Here is a 21075-nt window from a genome sequence, read left to right as displayed (position 1 = left end):
GAGTAATGCCTAAAAAAACATTAATAGGCGAAGTTGTTAGCGACAAAATGGATAAAACAGTTGTTGTTAAAGTTGAAAGAAGAATAAAACATCCTATATATAAAAAGTTCGTTAAGAAATCAAAGAAATTCCATGCTCATGATGAAAACAATGAATGTGGTATTGGAGATATAGTAGAAATAGAAGAATCAAGACCATATTCAAAAACAAAAACATGGAAAGTTGTAAGAATTGTTGAAAAGAACATTTTTGCGGAAAAAAATAATGAAACACCCGAAACAGTGGAAGAAGTTGGGGGTGACGCATAATGATACAGACTGAGTCATATTTAAGAGCTGCAGATAATTCTGGAGCAAAAGTATTAAGAGTAATAAGAGTATTAGGTGGATTTCATAAATCAGTAGGAACAGTAGGCGACGTTGTAGTATGTTCAGTAAGAGAAGCTATTCCTCACACAGACATAAAAAAAGGTCAGGTTGTAAAAGCTGTAATAGTTAGAACAAAAAAAGAAATCAGAAGAAAAGATGGTTCACATATTAGATTCGATGAAAATGCAGCTGTTTTAATAGATAAAAACAATATGCCTGTTGGAACACGTGTGTTTGGACCAATTGCTAGAGAAGTAAGAGAAGCAGGTTACACAAAAATAGCATCTCTTGCACAAGAAGTATGGTGAGGTGAGAGCATGAAAGTAAAAAAAGGCGATTTAGTAAGAGTAATATCTGGTAAAGATAAAGGTAAAGAAGGTAAAGTTTTAAGAGTAATGCCTAAATTAAATAAAATTATTGTAGAAAATGTAAATATTGTAAAGAAACATCAGAGACCAACACAGCAGTTAAGAGAAGGTGGAATTATCGAACAACCAGCACCAATATATGCAAATAAAGTAATGGTTGTTTGTCCAAACTGCGGAAAACCAACAAGAGTTGGTTACAGGGTTCTCGAAGAAGGCAAAAAGGTTAGAGTTTGCAGAAAATGTAACGAAATCATAGATAAGGTTTAATGAGGGAGGAATAGATAATGAGATACGAATTTATACCTTTAAAAGATAAATATGAAAAAGAAGTAGTTCCAGCCCTCATGAAAGAATTTGGATACAAAAACATTCATGAAGTACCAAAAATCGTAAAAATTGTTGTGAATATGGGTATTGGTGAGGGCTCAAGAAACGCTGATGTAGTTGAAAAACACGCTCAGGAATTATCAATAATTACAGGCCAAAAAGCTGTAGTTACAAGAGCAAAAAAGAGTGTTGCTAACTTCAAATTAAGAGAAGGAATGCCTATTGGTGCAAAAGTAACATTAAGAAGCATGAAAATGTACAACTTCCTCTACAAATTAATTAATATAATTTTCCCAAAATTAAGGGACTTCAGAGGTATGAATCCAAATAGCTTTGATGGAAGAGGAAATTACACATTTGGGTTAACAGAACAATTAGTTTTCCCAGAATTAAAACCAGACCAGGTAAAAAGAGTACAGGGTATGGATATTACTATTGTTACAACTGCAAAGACAGATGAGGAAGCAAGAAAACTCCTTCAATTAATGGGCTTCCCTTTCAAGAGAGATTAAGGAGGAGGTAAATAATGGCAAAAAAATCAATGGTTGCAAGATGGAAAAAACCAAAAAAATATAAGACAAGAGAATATTCAAGATGTATAGTTTGTGGAAGACCAAGAGCTGTATATAGAGAATTCGGTTTATGTAGAGTATGTTTCAGAAAATTAGCCTTGGAAGGAAAATTACCAGGCGTTAAAAAGGCAAGTTGGTAAGGAGGGAATCTTAATGTGGAGTGATCCCGTAGCAGATATGCTTACAAGAATAAGAAATGCAAACCTTGTTATGAAAGAAAGTGTAGAAGTTCCAGCATCAAACTTAAAGAGAAATATAGCTGAAATATTAAAAAGAGAAGGTTATATTGCAGATTATAAATTTATCGAAGATGGAAAACAGGGTATATTAAAAATACAGTTAAAATACAAAGGTGACAGAAAGAACAGACAAAGAGTAATTCAGAGCATAATAAGAGTATCAAAACCAGGTAGAAGAGTATATGTATCAAAAGATAAAATTCCAGTTGTAAAAGGTGGAATGGGAATATCAATAATCTCAACTTCAAAAGGTGTTCTTACCGACAAAGAAGCAAGAGAACTCGGAGTCGGTGGAGAATTAATTTGTTACGTTTGGTAGGAGGTGCTGAATAAATGTCACGTATATCAAAAAATCCAATAGATATACCAAATGGGGTAGAAGTGACAGTAAACGAAAAAGAAATTAAAGTAAAAGGCCCTAAAGGTGAATTAACACAGGAATATTTACCATATGTAAAATTCGTAATTGAAGATAATAAAATAAAAGTAGAAGGTAATGAATCAGCAATGAAAAGAAAAAGTGATGCAAAGAAAATCAATATGTTCCAGGGTACATATGCATCACTTGTTAAAAATATGATTAAAGGTGTAACAGAAGGATTCACAAAAGAATTAGAAATTATTGGTATTGGATACAGAGCAAAATTACAGGGTTCAACATTAGTATTAGAACTTGGTTACTCACATCCAATAGAATATATTCCACCAGAAGGAATAACAATTGAAGTACCAGCACCAAATAAAGTAATTGTAAAAGGAATTGACAAATACTTAGTTGGTGAAGTTGCAGCAAAAATTAAGAGATTTAGAAAACCAAATGTATACTCTGGAAAAGGTATCAAATATGTTGGCGAGGTAATCATTAGAAAACAAGGTAAGAAAGTTTAAGGGAGGCTGACCAGATGATTAAACCCACACCAAGAAAAAAATTAAGAAGAAAAAGACATTTAAGGGTTAGAAGAAAAGTTTTTGGAACTCCTGAAAGACCAAGAATGGTAGTTTTCAAAAGCAATAAACATATTTATGTTCAAATTATAGATGATACAAAAGGACATACATTGGCAGCTGCTTCTACTTTAGATAAAGAATTAAATCTTGAAAAGACATGGAACATTGATGCAGCAAAAGAAGTAGGAAAATTAGTTGCTAAAAGAGCAAAAGAAAAAGGTATTGCTAAAGTAGCATTTGACAGAGGCGGCTTCAAATATCACGGAAAAGTAAAAGCATTAGCAGATGCTGCACGTGAAGCAGGTCTCGAGTTTTAAGGAGGTGTTGACAGATAATGGCCTTAGATAAAAATTTAATGGCTTCAGCAGCTGCTGAAGAATTTGAAGAAAGAATAATAGAAATTAGAAGAGTTACAAAAGTTACAACTGGTGGTAAAAATATATCATTCAGGGTTGTAGCTGTAGTAGGTAACAGAAATGGTAAAGTTGGAGTAGGAAGTGGAAATGCAAGAGAAGTTCCACAAGCAATAAGAAAAGCAATTCAAAATGCAAAGAAAAATATGATAGAAGTTCCTGTAAAAAATGGAACAATCCCACATGAAGTATTTGGAAGACAGGATGCTTCAAAAGTGCTTTTAAAACCAGCTGGACCTGGTACAGGTATTATTGCTTCTGCAGCAGTTCGTGCAGTTGTTGAATTAGCAGGAGTACACAATATCCTTTCAAAAGCATTGGGTTCAACAACATCAATTAATTTAGCAAAAGCTACATTAAACGGATTGAAAGAATTAAAATCACCAAAAGAATATGCAGAACTCAGAGATTTGAGTGTAACAAAGGTATTCCAGGGTGCCCATAAGGAGGGATAATAAATGGCTAAGTTAAAAATAAAATTAGTAAGAGGAAGAGCGGGTAAGAATTACAGACAACTCGCCACCTTAGATGCCTTAGGATTGAGAAAGACAAATCAGGTAGTAGTAAAAGAAGATAGACCAGAAATAAGAGGAATGATAAGAAAAGTTCAACATCTTGTAACAGTTGAAGAAATTGAAGAATGAGGGGGTAGCAAAGATGTCTCTTAAAATATCTGATTTAAGACCCGCCGAAGGATCAAGAAAAGTAGCAAAGAGAACCGGAAGAGGATGGAGCTCTGGGTTAGGAAAAACTGGAGGTAAAGGACACAAAGGTCAAAAATCAAGAGGTAAAGGTAAAGTAAGACCAAGTTTTGAAGGTGGTCAAACACCATTATTCAGAAGAATTCCAAAATACGGATTTACAAATGCACCTTTCAAAAAGGTATATGCAATAGTAAATGTATCAGTTTTAGAAAACAGATTTGAAGCAAATGAAGAAGTTACACCAGAAAAATTACTTGAAAAAGGAATATTAAAGAAGTTAAATGATGGTGTAAAAATTCTCGGAAATGGAGAATTAACAAAACCATTAACAGTAAAAGCACATGCATTTAGTAAAAAAGCACAGGAAAAAATAGTATCAGCCGGCGGTAAGGTCGAGGTGATCGAATAATGAAAGATGCATTTAAAAATATGTGGAAGATCCCGGAACTCCGGGATCGTATTATATTTACATTGTTAGCACTTATTGCATTCAGGGTTGGTATTTATATACCTATTCCTGGAATAGATTTAGCAAGATGGGAAAGCTTTTTAGCTGGACTTGGAACATCATCACAGGGATTAATAAGTTTTTTTGATATATTTGCTGGTGGTGCTTTAAAACAATTTTCTATATTTGTTTTAAGTGTTACACCATATATTAATGCATCGATTATATTACAGTTATTGTCATCTGTAATACCAAGTTTGAAAGAAATGTTGAAAGAAGGGGAAGAGGGAAGGAAAAAGTTTGGAAAGTTAACAAGACAGGTAACATTAGGTCTTGCTATCCTTCAAGGTTTATTCCTCTCTATGGGTGTTTCTGCTTATAGAGCAGCAAATTTAAATTATTTTGTATTCTTAATTGTTTCAACAATTTCTATTGTTGCAGGTACAATGTTCTTATTATGGTTAGGTGAAATGATAACAGAAAAAGGTATAGGTAATGGTATTTCTGTATTGATCTTTGCAGGTATTGTTGCAAGATATCCACAGTACATAGCAAGTGGTTTTGTTGGAAGATTAAGCGTATTTGAATGGATAGTACTTATAATTATTGCAATTGCAGTTGTAATTGGTACAATTTACTTACAGACATCAGAAAGAAGAATAAACGTTCAATATGCAAAAAGAGTTGTAGGAAACAAGATTTATGGTGGAGCATCAACATACATACCAATAAAGGTTAATGGTGGAGGAGTTTTACCAATTATCTTTGCTTCAGCAATTATGACATTACCATCAATGCTTGCAACAGCAACAGGTGCAGGTTGGGTAAGCAAATGGTTTGGTTATGGAACACCATTATATCTTGTATTATATGCAATTTTAATATTCTTCTTTGCATATTTCTATAATTCAGTTGTTATTGATCCAAACGACATTTCAGAAAACATCAAAAAATATGGTGGATTTATACCAGGAATTAGACCTGGAAAACCAACATCAGATTACATAACAAAAACAATGATGAGAGTTACATTTATTGGTGCAGTATTCCTTGTAATTATCTCATTATTACCATACTTAATCAGAAGTGCAGCAGGTGTAAATATCTGGATTGGTGGAACTTCAGCACTTATTTCAGTTGGGGTTGCCCTTGATATAATGCAGCAGATTGAAGCACACATGATCACAAGACAGTATGAAGGATTTATGAAGAAGGGGAAACTCCGCGGGAGGAGATAATAATGTCTAAATTAAACCTTTTATTCTTTGGACCTCCGGGAGCTGGAAAAGGAACCATAGCTAAAGAGGTTTCAAAAAAATATGGAATTCCCCACATATCCACTGGAGATATGTTAAGAGCAGAAGTTGCTTCTGGTAGCGAGCTTGGTAATAAAGTAAAAGAAATTCTTGAAAAAGGCCAGCTTGTATCAGATGAAATAATGCTCGAAGTAATTAAAAACAGATTACAGCAAAAAGATGTAGAAAAGGGATTTATTCTTGATGGATTTCCGCGAACATTACCGCAGGCAGAAGGATTGGAAAAATTACTTGAAGAAATAAAAAATCCAATTACTGCATCATTATATTTCGAAGTAGATGTAGAAACAGTTGTAAAAAGGATTACAAACAGAAGAATCTGTCCAAAATGCGGTAAAATCTACAATCTTATCACATTAAAACCTAAAGTTGATAATATCTGTGATGAATGTGGAACGCAGTTAATCCAGAGAGATGATGATAAAGAAGATGTAGTAAGAGATAGATACAAAGTTTATATGGAAAAAACATATCCTGTAATACAATTTTATATGAAAAATAACAATTTCTTTACGATTGACGGCAGTGGTACGGTAGAAATAGTTACAAAAAAAGTGTTTAATATATTGGAAGGGATAGTATGATATTAATAAAAACTAATTCAGAAGTAGATAAAATGAGGCGAGCTGGAAGGCAGCTCGCTATCCTCTTTGAGAAAATAAAGGATTTAGTTGTTGAGGGATCCAGCGCATATGAGGTAGAAAAATTTGTAAATAGCTATATGAAAGAAAAAGGATTTATTCCTACATTTAAAGGTTATGCAGGTTTTCCATATGCAACATGTATTTCTGTAAATGAAGAAATCGTTCACGGATTCCCTACAAAAGAAAAAGTATTTAAAAATGGAGATATAGTTTCAATTGATATGGGACTTACATTAGACGGATACATAGCAGATGCCGCAAGAACGTTTATAATCGGAGAAGTTCCAGAAGAAGTGAGAAAGCTCGTTGAAGTTACAGAAAAATCATTCTGGCTTGGAATTGAGCAGGCAAGACCTGGAAACAGGATAGGCGATATAGGTAACGCGATACAAACATATGTAGAGTCTCAGGGATTTTCAATAATAAAAGAGTATGTAGGACATGGTGTAGGTCGAAAATTACATGAAGATCCACAAATTCCTAATTATGGTGTAAAAGGAAAAGGACCATTAATTAGAAAAAACATGACATTTGCTATTGAACCTATGGTTTCTATGGGAGATTGGCGAGTAAAAGTGCTTGATGATGGTTGGACAGCAGTAACAGCAGATGGCTCATTATCTGCACATTATGAAAACAGTCTTGTAGTAACAGAAAATGGTCCTGAAGTATTAACAAAATTAGATTAAGGCCCGAGAGGTGATTATCGTGGCAAAAAAAGATGATGTTATTGTAATGGAAGGTCATATTGTTGAGTCATTACCAAATGCTACTTTTAGAGTGGAATTGGATAATGGTCATAAAATATTGGCACATATTTCTGGAAAAATGAGAAAAAACTTTATAAGATTAGTTCCAGGAGATAGAGTGATAGTTGAAGTATCAATATATGATTTAAACAGAGGAAGAATAATAAGAAGAGAAAGAATAAAGAAAAATCCAAGCAGCGAGGAGGAATGAGCAAATGAAGGTAAGAGCCTCAGTTAAAAAAAGATGTGAACACTGTAGAGTTATCAGAAGAAAAGGAAGAGTTTGGGTAATTTGTTCAAAGAATCCTAAACACAACCAAAGACAGGGATAATTTTTAAAGGAGGGAAAGTTGAATGCCACGTATTTTGGGTGTTGAAGTACCAAACAACAAGAAGTTATTCATTGCTCTTACATATATTTATGGTATAGGAAGACACAGAGCAATGGAAATATTAGAATCAACAGGAATTGATCCTGACAAAAGAGCAAAAGAATTAACAGATGATGAAATCAGTAAAATTACACATTTCATCAACGAACATTACCTTGTTGAAGGTGAATTAAGACAGGAAATTCAGAAAAATATTTCAAGATTAATCGAAATCGGATCATACAGAGGTTACAGACATAAGAATGGATTACCAGTAAGAGGACAAAAAACACATTCAAATGCAAGAACCAGAAAAGGTCCAAGACCTTCAAAAATCGGTAAGAAAAAGTAATAAGGAGGTTTAGCAATGGCTAGAAGATCAGCACAAAAGAAAAAGAAGATATCTCTTGAAAAAGCAGTTGTGCATATTCAATCAACATTCAATAACACAATTATCACTTTAACAGATCCAGCAGGAAATACATTATTCTGGGCAAGTGGAGGAACAGCTGGTTTTTCAGGAACAAAGAAAGGAACACCATATGCATCACAGTTAGCAGCAGATAAAGTTGCAAAAGAAGCTTTAAAATATGGTGTAAAAAGACTTGATGTATATGTAAAAGGACCAGGAGCTGGAAGAGAATCAGCAATAAGAACCTTACAAGCAGCAGGATTGGCAATTGAAAATATAAAAGATAAAACTCCAATACCTCATAACGGTTGTAGACCAAAGAAAAGAAAAAGAATGTAAGGCCAAAGAGGAGGGAATGTAATGGCAAGATATATAGGATCTCTTTGTAAACTTTGTAGAAGAGAAGGATTTAAATTATACTTAAAAGGCGAAAGATGTTATACAGATAAATGTGCAATTGCAAAAAGACCATACGCACCAGGTCAGCACGGAAAACAGGCTAAAAAACCAACACAATATGGAATGCAATTAAGATCAAAGCAGGCTTTAAAAAGAATTTATGGTGTATTAGAAAGACAATTCAGAAGATACTTTGAAGAAGCATCAAGAAAAGAAGGTAACACAGGAGAAAACTTAATGAGAGTTTTAGAAACAAGACTTGACAATGTTGTATATCAAATGGGTTTTGCAGTAAACAGAAGAACAGCAAGACAATTAGTAAGACATGGTCACTTCCTTGTAAATGGTAAAAAAGTTGATATACCATCATACAGAGTTAGACCAGGAGATGTAATTGAAGTAAAAGAAAAGAGCAGATCAGCATTACCAATTAAACAGGGAATCGAATTAGCTCAAAAGGCAAACAGAAAGTTAGACTGGATAGAAGTAGATTACAATGCATTTAAAGGAACATTCTTAAGATTACCAACATTAGACGAAATGGATGTACCAGTAGACTTACAGGCTATTATCGAGCTTTACTCAAAATAATAGTTGTTTGTATGATGATCGCAACAACGCGCCTAACAAAAAGAAAGGGGGTGCACTCCAATTTAGGAAAGCTAAATTGGGGGTAATGAATGGAATTTGTAAAACCGGAAAAGATGATATTAGAAACATTAGAAGAATCAGAAGAATTAGAATACAAATATGGAAGATTTGTCCTGTCGCCTCTTGAAAGAGGATATGCGGTTACCATAGGTAACGCATTAAGAAGAGTATTATTATCCTCAATACCAGGGCTTGCAATAACAAGCATAAGAATTCCTGGTAAATTACACGAATTTGATGTAATTGAAGGCGTACAGGAAGATATACTTGAAATAACAGTTAACCTTAAAAAAGTTGAATTAAAAGTTGTAGATTTTGATAACATTGGAAATTTAAAAGAACCAATAGTTTTAAGAATAGAAAAAATGGGACCAGCAGAAATTAAAGCAGGAGACATAATTACACCACCAGGTATTGAAATTGCAAATCCTGATTTTAAAATTGCAACAATGAATGCAAACAAAAAATTTGAAATGGAATTATATGCAACAGTAGGAAAAGGATTTGTATCAACATCAGAAATGGATCTTTCAAAGGACATTGAAATGATTTATATAGATGGTGTATATAGTCCTGTAATTAGAGTTAATTATCTCACAGAAAAAGTTCGTGTTGGAAAAAGAACAGACTATGATAAATTAATACTTGAAGTATGGACAAAAAAATCTATAGATCCGAAAGAAGCATTGGTAAAAGCCACAAAAATATTAATTGAACACTTTAATATAATCTACTCATCATGGAGAGAAGAGATAGATTTAACAGAAGCTGAAGCTATTCCAGAATCAATGGAAACAAATGTTTCAGAAGAAATTGCTGGTCAGGAAGTAGAAGAAGAATTTAAAAATGTAAGTCTTGAAGTTCTTGAAACAAGAATAGACGAGCTCGATTTAAGCAAAAGAGCAAAAAATTGTTTAAAGAGAGAAAAAATCAATACAGTAAGAGACATATTAAAGAAGGATCCAGATGAATTAATGAAAATCAAAAACTTCGGTAAAAAATCTTTAGATGAAATTAGAAAGGAATTAAAAGAGAAATTCCAGTTGGATTATGACGAGATCCAGAAGGGAGGAGCCTAATAACCATGAGACATAGAGTAAAGGTAAATAAATTAAGCAGATACGCTTCACATAGGAAAGCATTATTAAAAAACTTAGCAAGAGAAGTATTTGAACACGGTAGCATCATTACTACAACAGCAAAAGCAAAGGCAGTAAGACCATTAGTAGAAAAAATCTTAACAAAAGCAAAAGAAGCAAAAACAACAGATAACAAAGATAGAAGTGTTGCATTAAGAAGACAGATTAACAGATACTTCAACGACAGAAGATTCACAAACAAAGTTGTTGATGAAATCGCTCCAAAATTCGAAAATAGAAATGGCGGATACACAAGAATCTTAAAGATTGGATACAGAAGAGGAGATGCAGCAGAATTATCATTATTACAATTAGTAGAAAGCATTGAAAATAAAGAAGAAGAAAAAGCAGAATAATATAAAAAATACCGGGCAGTTACTGCCCGGTATTTTTTATTAAATTATAGTTTTCTTACCATTATTGAAAAGATAAAAACTATTAGAAGACCGGTAATAGGAATTAAGTAACTATATAAAATAGAAAAATCTCCCACGAAACCCATAAGAGTTGTAATAATAGACGCACCAATTCCTATACTTAAAGAAACAATTCCGGAAACAAGGCCGACTTCCCTATGAGATAAGTGAGAATTCAAAAATTTTTGTGTAACAGGAAAAATTGGTCCAAGCATAATTCCTAATATTGAAAAAGCATATGGAGAAAAAGACTTTATTGAAATCATAATAATTAAAGTAATTGCTGAAAACAATGAAAAAATAGTTGTAAGAGTAAAATTAAATTTCTTATACAATGTATCAGTTAGTAATCTTCCAATTGTAAAAAATACCCAGAATAAGCTAATAAAAATCGAAGCTGAATCCTTTGGGATATTAAATTGATCAGTAAAAAGATTACCAGCCCATGTGACAGCTCCAATTTCCACACCGGAATACATAATAAAAATTACCAGGATATATATGATAAATTTATTTTTTAAGACTGAAAGAGCTTCAGTAAATTTAAAAGCTTTATATTTTACGTTTTCTGGAACCTTTTTCAAAATAATAAAAAAGAAAATAAATAGAAATACAAATTCATAAATATAAAAAGGAAATTTATAATTAATATTATTTCTTAAAATAAAAGATATAATCAAAGGACCTGTTATTCCGCCGAAACCAAAAAAAGCATGTAACAATCCATATTTTTGAAATTCTTCAGGCAAATGATCAAACATAGAAATTAAAGATAAAATAGTTTGTCCCATAGAAGCACCTATAAAAAACATAGAAAAAATCAATGTATAAATATCTTTTGAAATAATAAATAAAAAAACACCGAGAATTTCAAAAATAATGCCTAAAAGGAGGCTATTTCTTAAACCTAATATTGCTATTATAAAAGCTCCTATAATAGAAACACTCATATTTCCTATAGTTCTCGCCAGAGGTAAAAAAGAAGAAAACCCTATTGTTAAAGAATAATTATCCTGCAAAGTAGTCATTAATGGGGGTATGGAATTTACAATAATAGCAAGAAAAAATATATTAAAAAAAATAAAAAATTGTAGTTTTTTATCTGACATAAAATCCTCCTTTGAAATTGTTGATATTTTAAGGTATAATTAAACAGGATAAGGTTTTATAATAGAAACCAATATTAATTATATCAAAAAATGGAGGAAAAGTATGAAAAAAACATATAGTATATTAATTATGATAATACTTGTGATGTTATCAGGTTGTTCTCTTTTTGATTTTAATAAAGAAAAAGCGCAACAAGATAAAATTGCAAAAATAATAGAAAAAGAACAAAAACTCAATATAATTATAGAAAAGAATAAATATATAGCTTTTAAAGAAAAACAAATTCCGATAAATCTAGAAATAAAGGATTTAAAGAATTTAAATCCTGAAAATTACGTTGATAAAATTGAAATAAATTCTGATTCTACTAATGCAACAGCAACATTGGAAGGTAGTTTATTGCATCTAAAAAATTTTACAAAGGCTGGAACATATACATTAACCTTTTATCATAGTGATATATCAACAGATTTAAATATAGAAATACTTCCAGCAACACCCATAAATTTAAAAGTAGAATTGGATAAAAAAATATTTATTGCCAATAAAAAAGTTGAAATACCATTAAAAATTTATTTTATAGATAAATATGGAAATAGCATAGTAAAAAAAATAAAGGAAATAAAATTATATCCAGTAGTAAAATACGATATTGAACATATCTCTGAGGGATCTTATATGTTAAATTTGTATAATTTAACCAGACCAGGAAAATATATATTTTCCATGTTCATTAATGGGAATAAAAAGGACATAGAATTTTCCGTAATTCCAGATATAATAAAACAAATTAGCTTTGACAATAGCATCGTTAAAGTTGCCACATATTCAGAAAATAAAAAAGATTTTATAATACAAAAAATAAAATATAAGTTATACGACAGATACGGAAATTTAATACCTGGAATAAAAAATTTAGGATATAAAATAATTTCTGACAATATATATACTCCAAAAATAAAAATAAATTACGATGAAAATTATATAGAAGTAATAGGTGGTGTATATCCTGGAATATATAAAGTAGAATTTTACAATGGTAATTACAAATTAAACGGTGAATTAAAAATAGAAGTAAAACCATTTCCGAGAAAAATTATAATATTAAATAAAAAAATAGGAAAAAATTTCTCGGTGGAATTTTCTGTATACGATGGAAATTCAAATTTTGCACAAAATATAAAAATTGAAAAAATAAAAGTATTTTATTCAAATACTATAAAAGAAAAAGAATTTTCCAGTAGTGAACTAAAAAAACACCTGCGGTTAAAAGGGAATATATATACTTTTAATACTATACTTGATGATTATCCAACAAAAATTGAATTATACATAAAATCCAAAGATTTTAATACTATAAATATATTCACAATTTCTTTAAAATAAGGAGGGATTCTTTTATGAAAAAAGGTTTAATAACGGGAATGATTTTATTATTGATGATTTCAGTTTTCTCAGCAACGTTTTATAACCCATTGGGGCCAACATTATTACCAGCAGCAGGATTGTATATAGATGGAGTACCGGGTTTAAAAACAGATTATTGGAGAACAATAGATCAAGCTCAAACATTAATGTTAAAGCAACAGGCAGATTTCATCATATTACCTGTTGCACTTGGAATTGAGATGGTGAATAAAGGCGCAAAATATAAACTTGCAGGAGTATCGTTATGGAAAACATTTTATCTAATTTCCTCAGAAAAGATTACAAATGTTGATGAATTAAAAGGAAAAAGAATAGTTACATTGCATGGCCCAGGCCAAACAGCAGATGTGATATTGAAAATATTAAAAAAAAGCAAAAACATGGACTTTGAAATTGTATATGTTACAAGTGGTCCGGAAATAATACAAATGCTTGCAGCTGGAAAAGAAAAGATAGCTGTTCTTCCAGAACCATTTGTATCACTTGCAGAAATAAAAACAAAAGGCAAGGTTAAGGCGCAGCTTGACTTTCAAAAAGTATATGCTGACATATTCAATTTAAAAGAAGAAAAATTACCAATAGCGGGAATATTTGTATCCGAAAAAATAATAAATAACGATATGAAGATGGTAAAAAAAGTATTAAATGAATACGAATGTTCAGCAAATGTATTCTATAAAAACAGCTTTGATGAAGCAATAAAATTCGTTTTTGATACAATGAAAACAATGCCGGAACCAGTATTAAGAAAAGCAGCAACAAGATCAGAAATATATTACTCAAAAAATATAAAAGAAATAACAGACTTATACATGAAAAATCTCTTTGAATATGGGGCAATATCAAAAATACCAGAAGACTTATATTTAATATATTAGGTGAAATATATGGATAAAAAATTTCTGGAAGAATTTAAAAAATTATATGACATTGTTCAAAGAAATATAGAAAAATGTCCATGGATAAGTTCTATAAATACAGAATATATGCTTAACGAAACGGAATCTGAAATTAATGAAATAAGAGAAGCCATAAAAAATGAAGATATTGAAAATCTTGAAGAAGAAATTGGAGATCTCATATATGATGCATTTCTCGTTTTAAAAATTGCAGAACGTGATTATAATGTTTCATCTGAAAAAATCATAAATGGAGTAGTAAATAAAATATCCAATAGAAAACCCTGGTTATTCTGGGATAAACCAATAACAAAAGAAGAAGCGTCAAAAATCTGGAAAGAACGAAAAGAAGCAGAAAAAAGAGAAAAAAATAAAAAACTTTAACACCAGATTGTTACAAAAGTTATGATATAATATTTATTGAAAACGTTATATAAACGGAGGAAAAGAATGAAAATAGGAATAATTGGTTCAGGAAGTTGGGGAACAGCTATTTCTAAAGTATTATTAAACAATGGACATGAAGTTTTAATATGGACAAGAGAAGAAAACGTCTTTAATGCTTTAAAAAACGGAGAAAATCCTTATTATCTTCCAGGAATTTCAATACCAAAAAACATAAAGCCTTCTATGGATTTAAAAGAAGTTATAGAAAATTCGGAAATTATTGTAATGGCAGTGCCAACGCAGGCAGTAAGAGAAGTAGCAAATAACTTCAAAAGTTATTATAACGGACAAATCATAGTAAATCTTGCAAAGGGATTAGAAATAAAAACACAGGAAAGAATAAGCGAAATTTTAAAGGATATACTTACAGATTTAAAATACGTAGTTTTAAGTGGCCCAAGTCATGCTGAAGAAGTAGCAAGAGATGTTCCAACAAGCGTTGTAGCTGCTTCTGAAAATCTGGAATATGCTGAAAAGGTTCAAGAAATATTTAGCAATGCATCATTCAGAGTATATTCTCAAACAGATGTAATAGGTGTTGAACTTGGTGGTTCTATAAAAAACGTAATAGCAATAGCAGCAGGGGTTATTGATGGCATAGGTGGTTGGGATAATGCAAAAGCTGCATTAATAACAAGAGGGCTTACAGAAATAATCCGTTATGGTGAAAAAAAAGGTGCTAAAAAAGAAACCTTTATGGGACTTGCTGGCCTTGGAGATTTGATAGTTACATGTAATAGTCAGCATAGTAGAAATAGATATGTCGGCGAAATGATAGGAAGAGGCAAAAAATTAAATGAAATCATTGAAAACATGAATATGGTTGCTGAAGGTGTATATACCTGTAAAGCGTTATATGAAGAAATAAAAGAATTACAAATAGAAATGCCAATAGTGGAAAAAACATATGAAGTATTATATCTAAACAAAAATCCACAAAAGGCAATACATGAATTAATGAGAAGGGAATTAAAAAGAGAAGAATTCTGATTTTGAATTTTTCGTAAATTTTCTTTCGATAAGGAGGGAGAAACACATGGAAAAGATGGTATATTTTTACGGTGGAGGAATTGCAGAAGGTAGCGCAAAAATGAAAAACTTACTTGGAGGTAAAGGTGCTAACCTTGCTGAAATGGCAAGATTAGGATTACCAGTACCTGCAGGTTTTACAATTACAACAGAAGTTTGTGACTATTACTGGAAACACGATAGAAAATTCCCTGAAACACTTGAAGCAGAAGTAGATAAAGCAATGAAAAAATTAGAAGAAGTTTCAGGAAAGAAATTTGGTGACAAAGATAATCCATTATTAGTATCTGTTAGATCAGGTGCTGCAGTTTCAATGCCAGGTATGATGGATACAATCTTAAATTTAGGTTTAAACGATGAAACAGTAGAAGCATTAGCAAAAAATACAGGTAACCCAAGATTTGCATATGATGCATACAGAAGATTCATGCAAATGTTTGGTGATGTTGCTTTAGGAATTCCACATCACGATTTTGAAGAAGCATTAAACAAAGTAAAAGAAGAAAAAGGTGTAAAATTAGACATCGAATTAGAAGCAGAAGACTTCAAAAAAGTTGTAGAATTATACAAAGAAATCTATAGAAAAGCAGGAAAAGAATTCCCACAAGATCCTAAAAAACAATTATGGATTGCTATAGAAGCTGTATTTGGTAGCTGGATGAATGAAAGGGCAATAAAATATAGAGCTATCAATGGAATTAAAGAAGGAGAATTATTAGGAACAGCTGTTAACGTTGTTATGATGGTATTTGGTAACATGGGTGAAGATAGTGGAACAGGAGTATGTTTCACAAGAGATCCTAATACAGGTGAAAAAGTAAAATACGGTGAATACTTGCCAAATGCACAGGGTGAAGACGTTGTTGCTGGTATCAGAACACCATACCCACTTGAAAAATTAAACGAAATGATGCCTGATGTATATAAACAATTAACAGAAATAATGGACAAATTAGAACTTCACTATAAAGACATGCAGGATATCGAATTTACAGTAGAAAAAGGAAAATTATACTTCTTACAGACAAGAACTGGTAAAAGAACAGCTAAAGCAGCAGTAAAAATCGCTGTTGACTTAGTAAAAGAAGGATTAATTGATAAAGCTACAGCAGTTATGAGAGTAGCTCCTGATCAAATCGACAAATTATTACATCCTGCATTTGATGAAGAAGAAATCAAAAAAGCACAGGAAATTGGAGAAGGATTACCAGCATCACCAGGAGCAGCAACAGGTAAAGTTGTATTCAGCGCTGATGATGCAGAAAAATTAGCAAAAGAAGGAACACCAGTTATCCTTGTAAGACCTGAAACAAGTCCAGAAGATGTTGGAGGTATGAACGCAGCTGAAGGTATCTTAACAGCAACAGGTGGTATGACATCACACGCAGCAGTTGTTGCAAGAGGTATGGGTAAACCAGCTATCGTTGGTGCTGGAGAAATTGTAATCGATGAAGAAGCAAAAGAATTTGAAGCAAGAGGAGTTAAAGTAAAAGAAGGAGACTGGATCTCAATTGATGGTACAACAGGTAAAGTTTACCTCGGTAAAGTAAAAACAATAAAACCAAAAGGATTAGAAGGAGAAGTTGCTGAATTATTAGAATTCGCAGATGAAATAAGAGTATTAGGAGTAAGAGCTAATGCTGATATTCCAAGAGATGCAACAGTTGCAAGAAACTTCGGAGCGGAAGGTATTGGATTATGTAGAACAGAACACATGTTCTTTGAAGGCGACAGAATCCAGAAAATGAGAAGAATGATCGTATCAAAAACAGTAGAACAAAGAGAAGCAGCATTAGAAGAATTATTACCATTACAGAAAGAAGACTTCAAGGGATTATTTGAAGCTATGGAAGGATTCCCTGTTACAATCAGATTATTGGATCCACCACTTCACGAATTCCTTCCAAACGACGAAGAACAGATGAAAGAATTAGCTCCACAATTAGGAGTAAGTGTAGAAGAATTAAAAGAAATCGTAGAAAACTTACACGAATTCAACCCAATGATGGGACACAGAGGTGTAAGATTAGCTATAACATATCCTGAAATTGCAGTAATGCAAACAAAAGCTATAATCCTTGCTGCAATTGAAATGGTAAAAGAAGGTAAAAAAGTTAAACCAGAAATCATGATTCCATTAGTAGGAACAGTAAAAGAATTAGAATACCTTGACAAAATCGTAAGAGAAACAGCAGACAAATTAATCGAAGAAGCAGGAGTAGATCTTGAATACAAAGTTGGTACAATGATCGAAGTTCCAAGAGGAGCTGTAACAGCAGACGAAATTGCTAAAGTTGCTGAATTCTTCAGCTTTGGTACAAACGACTTAACACAGATGACATTAGGTTTCTCAAGAGACGATTACGGAAAATACATCAACGATTACATCGAAAAAGGAATCTACGAAAAAGATCCATTCAAACACGTTGATCAAACAGGTGTAGGTAGAATGGTTAAAATTGCAAAAGATTACGGTAGATCAGTAAATCCAGAATTAAAATTAGGTGTTTGTGGTGAACACGGAGGAGATCCAGAATCAATCGAATTCTTCCACAAAACACAGCTTGACTATGTAAGTTGTTCACCATACAGAGTTCCAATTGCAAGATTAGCAGCAGCACAGGCAGCTGTTAAATTCAAGAGAGGAAAATTTGTAAACTACGCTGACTAATAAAAAATCAACACCGGGAGAGATTAAATTCTCCCGGTGTTTTTTAATTTTTATCCAACAAATTCTTCCAATTGTTTTGCAGCTATCATACCCTCTCTTATAGCATGCCAGGCTCCCATTGCATTATAAAGTTGCATTCTTATCATAATAAATATAGTTGTCATAGAATACAATTTTCCTACATCATTTAATTTAATTCCTCTATAAACAATATAAAAATAAAACAATGTTGAAATAAAACGTCTTGAAGTATTTGAATATAATAAATCGATTATATATAGCTTTCTTAATCTCTTCCAGTAATCTTTTACATAATTATTATAAGAAACCATTTCATGATCTATAGCATTAAAAAGAGCACTTTCAAATTTTCCTGCAAACATATCTGAAACATATTCCTTTACTTCCAATTCCAGATCATTTAATTTTTTGCTTCTTGGATAATAATAGGCATTTGAACCCAATAATAATAAAATTAATATTATAGAAAATAAAATGGAAGCCAGACCCGAATAATAATCAAGAACAAAAATAGTGCTCATATAAATAAACAACTTGAAAAAATAAACAAGGCCACCCATAGTTGCATAATTAGAAAGTGTATTTGCAACCTTTTCTACTGTTCTTAACGAAAGTTCTGCATATTGTGCAGGCGTTTTTTTAATAAAATCCTGAAAATTCTTATTAATAATAGTTTTATACGTATATATTCCTGCATCGTGCATATATCCTCCCTTAAAATACGAAACATATGCTTTGCTTATACCAAATGTAATATGTCCTATAATAACCAGAAAGAAAAATATAATTGAATAAAAATAAAATTTATCATTCTTTTCAATGGCAAAATTTATAATATCCTTACTGATTACAGCAGAATAAGAAATTGCAATTGAAGATAAAATACCGCAAATATTAAGTATAGTTATTTCCACATAACGTTTTTTATTGGATTTCATAATCCATTTTATCAGCGTTTTCATTCTTCTTCCTCCTTCTGAATTTTTCAGTAAGCTCATTTTCCGCCTTGAAAAATTTCTTTAAAAGACTATTTTCAGAAAAATTATGGAATTTATCCTTTTCCACAATCTTACCATCCTGTAAAACAGCAAATTCTTCAGTTAAGGATAAAATGCTGAATCTATGAGAAATTAAAAGCAAAGTCTTATCTTTTATAAAATTCCTGATATTTTCTATAACCTCTTTTTCCACTAATTTATCAACACCTTCAAGCGGTTCATCGAGAATAAGAAATTCTGGATCTTTTAATAACAATCGTGTAAGCGCTATTCTTGTTCTTTCTCCTCCTGAAATGGCAACACCTTTACTGCCAAGTTGCGTTTCAAGACCATTTCTTTTTTCAAGAAACTTCTTTAAGCCTGATCTTTCAAGTGCTTCTAATAATTCTTTATCAGTTGCTGATGGTTTTGCTATTAAAAGATTTTCCCTTAATGTTCTGTTGAAAATATGCGCATTCTGACTCAATACACCAATTCTTCTATACCATTCCTCATCTGGAATATCTTTTAAATCATTATTCTCTATTAATATTCTCCCTTTTTGTGGTGTTAAAAATTTCAACAACAATCGTATAATAGTAGTTTTTCCTTCACCACTTGAACCTACAAGAGCAATTTTTTCTCCTTTATTTATTTGAATATTAAAATTATCAAGAATCACTGTCTCATTATATTTATATTCAACATTTTCAAAAGATATAAACATATTATGCAACCTCCTTTAAATATTTATTATAAGCAGTTTTTGCCTTTTCAACCATCCAGGATATATAATCCATATCATCTAAATAAAGAGAAAAATAATCATTAAAATAGTCGATATACATCATTATAGCTAAAGCATTTCCTGCCTGCATATTTCCTGAAAAAATCATAAAACCTAAATATAATAACGAAATGGGTTTTAATAAAACACTTATTATTTCATAGGTAACAGCATATTTTAATTCCACATTTCCATATGCAATATAAGAACGTTTTAAATTTTTATAAGCATCAATTACCCATTTTAAAGGTATTTCAAAACTTCTAAAACTCTTTATCTCCTGATATCCATTTAAAACATCTTCCACAACAGCGGCAACATTATATTCACTATCATTCATAAATTTAGAAGCCTTTGACGCTTCTTTCATCTTCTTATTTGCACTGAAAGTTAAAAAAATTGCGCCTATAATCGTTAAAACTCCTATAACTATATTTTGAACGAAAATAATAACAGTAAATGCTACAAGCAACAAAGGCAATAATGCAAATAAAAGAGTGAATGAATCATAAAAAAACCTATATGCATATCTAAAATCAAAAATCTTATCCATCTCTTTTGCAGGAGAAATATTATCTTTTTTCTTAAGAACATTTTTAATAGAAACCTGATAAAAATAAGCAGGTATAGAAACATCATTTAAAGATGTTCGGAACAATCCTTCTCCTTCACCTATTAAATCCCTTAGTATATAAACAATTATAAACAATTTCAGGTTAATCCATACTGTTTCACTTCCAAGAGAATTTACCAATTTACCAAAAATCATCGGTATAAAAAGATTTATAATTTCTCTTGAAACATATAAAAGATCAAGAAATACTTTTTGATAAAAAAGCTTTTTTGGTAATAATCTGTGAAAATCAAAAAAATACTTATAAAATTCTTTCATAAACTTATCACCCCCGAAAGTTAAATTGGCAACAAAAAAAACCCCGACAACGCGGGGTTAAAAATTGACAAAAAAATCACATACCTTTTTTCAAAAACAAAGGCAAAGTTCTCCCGTTGTCGTATTTATTTTTATTAACTTTTAAATTGATAATATCTCTCTTCTTCTCATCTGTGGATACCTCCTGTAAAAAAGTTTTCTAAAATATTCACATAAATGAATTAACCTGAAATTAACAAATAGAATATACCAGAAAAAAATGAAGATTTTTTTTCTGGATTGTAAAAAATCATCTCAAGCGCTGTCTTAAAATCAATAAATCAATTCTTC

30 protein-coding genes are annotated in these 21075 nt (G+C 31.3%); 26 read left to right on the top strand and 4 right to left on the bottom strand.

Annotated elements, in window-relative coordinates; translation table 11 throughout:
• Nucleotides 1-5: 5 nt before the first annotated feature.
• From rpsQ to rplQ, 21 genes are all read left to right on the top strand, one after another.
• Nucleotides 6-308, top strand: a complete 303-nt coding sequence (rpsQ, locus tag XO11_RS04320; RefSeq protein ID WP_014296359.1) for a 30S ribosomal protein S17 — start codon at nucleotides 6-8, stop codon at nucleotides 306-308.
• Nucleotides 308-676 (top strand): 50S ribosomal protein L14, encoded by a 369-nt coding sequence (gene rplN, locus XO11_RS04315; RefSeq protein ID WP_014296358.1) that lies wholly within the window; start codon nucleotides 308-310, stop codon nucleotides 674-676. Before rpsQ ends, rplN begins: the two co-directional genes overlap by 1 nt.
• A gap of 9 nt (nucleotides 677-685) precedes the next feature.
• Nucleotides 686-1003 carry a 50S ribosomal protein L24 gene (rplX, locus tag XO11_RS04310; protein ID WP_014296357.1) on the top strand — a complete coding sequence of 106 codons (318 nt, stop codon included), beginning with the start codon at nucleotides 686-688 and terminating at the stop codon, nucleotides 1001-1003.
• 17 nt (nucleotides 1004-1020) lie between these two features.
• Nucleotides 1021-1575: a 50S ribosomal protein L5 gene (gene rplE / locus XO11_RS04305; RefSeq protein ID WP_014296356.1), complete on the top strand. Its 555-nt coding sequence runs from the start codon at nucleotides 1021-1023 to the stop codon at nucleotides 1573-1575.
• Nucleotides 1576-1589: 14 nt separating this feature from the next.
• Entirely contained in the window at nucleotides 1590-1775 is a 186-nt protein-coding gene (locus XO11_RS04300) for a type Z 30S ribosomal protein S14 (protein ID WP_014296355.1), read from the top strand.
• A 13-nt stretch (nucleotides 1776-1788) separates the two neighbouring features.
• Nucleotides 1789-2193: a 30S ribosomal protein S8 gene (rpsH, locus tag XO11_RS04295; protein WP_014296354.1), complete on the top strand. Its 405-nt coding sequence runs from the start codon at nucleotides 1789-1791 to the stop codon at nucleotides 2191-2193.
• Between the two features lie 14 nt (nucleotides 2194-2207).
• The gene (rplF, locus tag XO11_RS04290) at nucleotides 2208-2762 is read left to right on the top strand and encodes a 50S ribosomal protein L6 (RefSeq protein ID WP_014296353.1); all 555 of its coding nucleotides are present in this window, start codon (nucleotides 2208-2210) and stop codon (nucleotides 2760-2762) included.
• A gap of 14 nt (nucleotides 2763-2776) precedes the next feature.
• Nucleotides 2777-3139, top strand: coding sequence for a 50S ribosomal protein L18 (gene rplR, locus XO11_RS04285; protein WP_014296352.1), 363 nt, complete (start codon nucleotides 2777-2779; stop codon nucleotides 3137-3139).
• A 38-nt stretch (nucleotides 3140-3177) separates the two neighbouring features.
• Nucleotides 3178-3690, top strand: a complete 513-nt coding sequence (gene rpsE, locus XO11_RS04280) for a 30S ribosomal protein S5 (RefSeq protein ID WP_041638849.1) — start codon at nucleotides 3178-3180, stop codon at nucleotides 3688-3690.
• A 3-nt stretch (nucleotides 3691-3693) separates the two neighbouring features.
• The gene (gene rpmD, locus XO11_RS04275) at nucleotides 3694-3879 is read left to right on the top strand and encodes a 50S ribosomal protein L30 (protein ID WP_014296350.1); all 186 of its coding nucleotides are present in this window, start codon (nucleotides 3694-3696) and stop codon (nucleotides 3877-3879) included.
• A gap of 13 nt (nucleotides 3880-3892) precedes the next feature.
• Nucleotides 3893-4348 (top strand): 50S ribosomal protein L15, encoded by a 456-nt coding sequence (gene rplO / locus XO11_RS04270; protein ID WP_014296349.1) that lies wholly within the window; start codon nucleotides 3893-3895, stop codon nucleotides 4346-4348.
• Nucleotides 4348-5625 (top strand): preprotein translocase subunit SecY, encoded by a 1278-nt coding sequence (gene secY, locus XO11_RS04265; protein WP_014296348.1) that lies wholly within the window; start codon nucleotides 4348-4350, stop codon nucleotides 5623-5625. The genes rplO and secY overlap by 1 nt, the downstream gene beginning before the upstream one ends.
• A gap of 2 nt (nucleotides 5626-5627) precedes the next feature.
• Nucleotides 5628-6287, top strand: coding sequence for an adenylate kinase (locus tag XO11_RS04260; protein WP_014296347.1), 660 nt, complete (start codon nucleotides 5628-5630; stop codon nucleotides 6285-6287).
• The gene (gene map, locus XO11_RS04255; RefSeq protein ID WP_014296346.1) at nucleotides 6284-7036 is read left to right on the top strand and encodes a type I methionyl aminopeptidase; all 753 of its coding nucleotides are present in this window, start codon (nucleotides 6284-6286) and stop codon (nucleotides 7034-7036) included. The genes XO11_RS04260 and map overlap by 4 nt, the downstream gene beginning before the upstream one ends.
• 19 nt (nucleotides 7037-7055) lie before the next feature.
• Nucleotides 7056-7307 (top strand): translation initiation factor IF-1, encoded by a 252-nt coding sequence (gene infA / locus XO11_RS04250; protein ID WP_014296345.1) that lies wholly within the window; start codon nucleotides 7056-7058, stop codon nucleotides 7305-7307.
• Between the two features lie 4 nt (nucleotides 7308-7311).
• A complete protein-coding gene (rpmJ, locus tag XO11_RS04245; RefSeq protein WP_014296344.1) occupies nucleotides 7312-7428 on the top strand; it encodes a 50S ribosomal protein L36 in 117 nt (38 codons plus the stop codon).
• 22 nt (nucleotides 7429-7450) lie between these two features.
• Nucleotides 7451-7819, top strand: coding sequence for a 30S ribosomal protein S13 (gene rpsM / locus XO11_RS04240; protein ID WP_014296343.1), 369 nt, complete (start codon nucleotides 7451-7453; stop codon nucleotides 7817-7819).
• A gap of 15 nt (nucleotides 7820-7834) precedes the next feature.
• Nucleotides 7835-8218: a 30S ribosomal protein S11 gene (rpsK, locus tag XO11_RS04235; protein ID WP_014296342.1), complete on the top strand. Its 384-nt coding sequence runs from the start codon at nucleotides 7835-7837 to the stop codon at nucleotides 8216-8218.
• A gap of 21 nt (nucleotides 8219-8239) precedes the next feature.
• A complete protein-coding gene (rpsD, locus tag XO11_RS04230; protein WP_014296341.1) occupies nucleotides 8240-8869 on the top strand; it encodes a 30S ribosomal protein S4 in 630 nt (209 codons plus the stop codon).
• Nucleotides 8870-8958: 89 nt separating this feature from the next.
• Nucleotides 8959-10008 carry a DNA-directed RNA polymerase subunit alpha gene (locus tag XO11_RS04225; RefSeq protein ID WP_014296340.1) on the top strand — a complete coding sequence of 350 codons (1050 nt, stop codon included), beginning with the start codon at nucleotides 8959-8961 and terminating at the stop codon, nucleotides 10006-10008.
• A gap of 5 nt (nucleotides 10009-10013) precedes the next feature.
• Entirely contained in the window at nucleotides 10014-10424 is a 411-nt protein-coding gene (gene rplQ, locus XO11_RS04220; RefSeq protein ID WP_014296339.1) for a 50S ribosomal protein L17, read from the top strand.
• A 44-nt stretch (nucleotides 10425-10468) separates the two neighbouring features.
• Here the strand turns inward: rplQ and XO11_RS04215 are convergent, their stop codons facing one another.
• Nucleotides 10469-11593 (bottom strand): sugar MFS transporter, encoded by a 1125-nt coding sequence (locus tag XO11_RS04215; RefSeq protein ID WP_014296338.1) that lies wholly within the window; start codon nucleotides 11591-11593, stop codon nucleotides 10469-10471.
• A gap of 103 nt (nucleotides 11594-11696) precedes the next feature.
• Between XO11_RS04215 and XO11_RS04210 the strand changes: the two genes are divergently transcribed.
• Genes XO11_RS04210 through ppdK form a run of 5 tightly spaced genes read left to right on the top strand, consistent with a single transcriptional unit; the run spans nucleotide 11697 to nucleotide 18068 of the window.
• On the top strand, nucleotides 11697-12980 hold the full coding sequence (locus XO11_RS04210) for a hypothetical protein (RefSeq protein WP_175418213.1): 1284 nt from the start codon (nucleotides 11697-11699) through the stop codon (nucleotides 12978-12980).
• Between the two features lie 14 nt (nucleotides 12981-12994).
• A complete protein-coding gene (locus XO11_RS04205; RefSeq protein WP_075780429.1) occupies nucleotides 12995-13900 on the top strand; it encodes an ABC transporter substrate-binding protein in 906 nt (301 codons plus the stop codon).
• A gap of 9 nt (nucleotides 13901-13909) precedes the next feature.
• Nucleotides 13910-14305, top strand: coding sequence for a MazG nucleotide pyrophosphohydrolase domain-containing protein (locus XO11_RS04200; RefSeq protein WP_014296335.1), 396 nt, complete (start codon nucleotides 13910-13912; stop codon nucleotides 14303-14305).
• 36 nt (nucleotides 14306-14341) lie between these two features.
• Complete coding sequence (locus XO11_RS04195) at nucleotides 14342-15358, top strand: NAD(P)H-dependent glycerol-3-phosphate dehydrogenase (protein WP_255370590.1); 1017 nt, start codon at nucleotides 14342-14344, stop codon at nucleotides 15356-15358.
• Nucleotides 15359-15404: 46 nt separating this feature from the next.
• A complete protein-coding gene (ppdK, locus tag XO11_RS04190; protein WP_014296333.1) occupies nucleotides 15405-18068 on the top strand; it encodes a pyruvate, phosphate dikinase in 2664 nt (887 codons plus the stop codon).
• Nucleotides 18069-18118: 50 nt separating this feature from the next.
• On the opposite strand, the gene XO11_RS04185 is transcribed toward ppdK, so the two are convergent.
• From XO11_RS04185 to XO11_RS04175, 3 genes are read right to left on the bottom strand one after another with little or no spacing between them, the layout of a single operon-like run.
• Entirely contained in the window at nucleotides 18119-19051 is a 933-nt protein-coding gene (locus XO11_RS04185) for an ABC transporter ATP-binding protein (protein WP_175418212.1), read from the bottom strand.
• Nucleotides 19014-19793, bottom strand: coding sequence for an ATP-binding cassette domain-containing protein (locus tag XO11_RS04180; RefSeq protein ID WP_175418211.1), 780 nt, complete (start codon nucleotides 19791-19793; stop codon nucleotides 19014-19016). The genes XO11_RS04185 and XO11_RS04180 overlap by 38 nt, the downstream gene beginning before the upstream one ends.
• Before the next feature lies 1 nt (nucleotide 19794).
• Entirely contained in the window at nucleotides 19795-20745 is a 951-nt protein-coding gene (locus tag XO11_RS04175) for an ABC transporter transmembrane domain-containing protein (protein WP_014296330.1), read from the bottom strand.
• Nucleotides 20746-21075 lie beyond the last annotated feature (330 nt).

This window comes from Marinitoga sp. 1138 (genome assembly GCF_013363265.1).
Lineage (GTDB): Bacteria > Thermotogota > Thermotogae > Petrotogales > Petrotogaceae > Marinitoga > Marinitoga piezophila.
The sequence above is the reverse complement of the archived record's forward strand: the minus strand, read 5'-3'. Positions and strand labels throughout refer to the sequence as shown.